1 protein-coding gene is annotated in these 383 nt (G+C 48.6%); it reads right to left on the minus strand.

The genetic code is table 11. From position 1 onward, the window contains the following. Positions 1 to 91: 91 nt before the first annotated feature. Positions 92 to 383: transposase (locus L691_RS31555; RefSeq protein ID WP_198023105.1), on the minus strand; the 292-nt coding region annotated here is incomplete at its 5' end.

A 383-nucleotide genomic window follows, 5' to 3' on the forward strand; every position in this document is an offset into this window, starting at 1 on the left:
GGAGCTGTCCCATAAGTAGATTTTCAAAGTCAGAGACAGTTCTTCTTCATTCTAGAAAACGCAAAAAGTCAGCAAAACAGCGATTCTCCGGTTATTGGAGAATCGCTGTTTTGCGTTTTTGGTCCACTGCGGCTTGTTTTAGTACATTATGGGCAAGGGAAAGCCACCCGACCTCAAGCGTCACTTTCTCCATGCCGCGAAGCAGAAATCGCCGGAAGCCCCGGTTGTTTTTCAGTTGTCCAAATACACTTTCGGGCTCCGTCATTCGACGTACGGCCAAGGCGTAACCTTCCTCACTTCGCAGAATTTCCCGAGCCTGTTTCTGATACCGCAGTCGTTCCAAACTGACGACCATTTCCCGATTTCCTGCCGCTTTTGTACAA

It is taken from the genome of Paenibacillus zanthoxyli JH29 (assembly GCF_000520715.1).
In the GTDB taxonomy this organism is placed as follows: domain Bacteria; phylum Bacillota; class Bacilli; order Paenibacillales; family Paenibacillaceae; genus Paenibacillus_AQ; species Paenibacillus_AQ zanthoxyli.